Genomic DNA, 979 nt, shown 5'->3' with positions numbered 1-979 from the left:
CCCCACCGACACCCCGCCGCACACATGGATCAGCTGCCCGGTCACGAAGGCGGCGCGCCGGTCCATGAACATGGCCACCACGTGCGCCACCTCTTCCGGCAGGCCGCTGCGGCCCACAGGAATCGCGGCCTCCAGCGCGCGCGTGCGCGGATCGCCGGGGGGATTCGACGCATTGAACAGTTCCGTCGCCACCGGTCCCGGTGCCACGGTGTTCACCGTGATGCCGTCGGCCGCCAGCTCCAGCGCCCAGGTCCGTGTCATGGCCGCCAGCGCGCCCTTGGACGCGCCGTAGGCCGTGCGCCCCGGCTTGCCCAGCGCGGCCCTGCTGCCGATGTTGACCACGCGCCCGTGGCGGGCCGCGCGCATGCCTGGCAACAACGCCTGCAGCAGCACGACGGGCGCCACCAGGTTGACGGCCATGGTGCGCGCCAGCGCGTCCTGCGTGACGGCCTCGATGCCGGCGACCTCGATCATGCCGGCGTTGTTGACCAGATGCAGCACGGGGCGCGACGCGGCCAGTTCGCGCGCGGCCTCGCCCGCCGCCCGCGCGTCGGCCAGGTCCACCGAGCGGAAGGTCTCGCCCGGCAACAGGGACTCGGGCGCGCCCCGGCTGAAATTGACGGCCTCGTAGCCGTCCTCGATCAGCCGCGCGACGATGGCGCGGCCGATGCCCCGGCTACCGCCGGTGACCAAAACGGTGCCGTTTTTCATTGCGCGGTGATGCCCTTGTCCTTGACCAGCCCGCCCCATTTGCGACGCTCGTCCTGCTCGAACGCGGCCAGCTCCGGGCCGAACAGCGTGCCAGGCTTGGCGCCCTGCGCGGCGAAGCGCGCGGCCAGATCAGGCGAGCTCAGCCCCTCGCGGGCGGCCTCGATCAACTGCCGCACGACGGGCTCGGGCGTGCCACGCGGCGCGTACAGGGCAAACCAGGCCGTCACGTCGAAGCCGGGCAGCCCCGATTCCGCGACGGTCGGCAGCG

2 protein-coding genes are annotated in these 979 nt (G+C 72.9%); both read right to left on the bottom strand.

Translation table 11 applies throughout. The features are described 5' to 3' along the window. A partial coding sequence (locus KDH83_RS29005; RefSeq protein ID WP_212322177.1) for an SDR family oxidoreductase occupies window positions 1–711 on the bottom strand: 711 nt, incomplete at its 3' end. Beyond that, window positions 708–979 (bottom strand): tripartite tricarboxylate transporter substrate-binding protein (locus KDH83_RS32725; protein WP_249205428.1); only part of this gene is annotated, 272 nt, incomplete at its 5' end. The genes KDH83_RS29005 and KDH83_RS32725, both read right to left, overlap by 4 nt.

This window comes from Achromobacter sp. Marseille-Q0513, assembly GCF_018195695.1.
Lineage (GTDB): Bacteria > Pseudomonadota > Gammaproteobacteria > Burkholderiales > Burkholderiaceae_B > Achromobacter.
The sequence above is the reverse complement of the archived record's forward strand: the minus strand, read 5'-3'. Positions and strand labels throughout refer to the sequence as shown.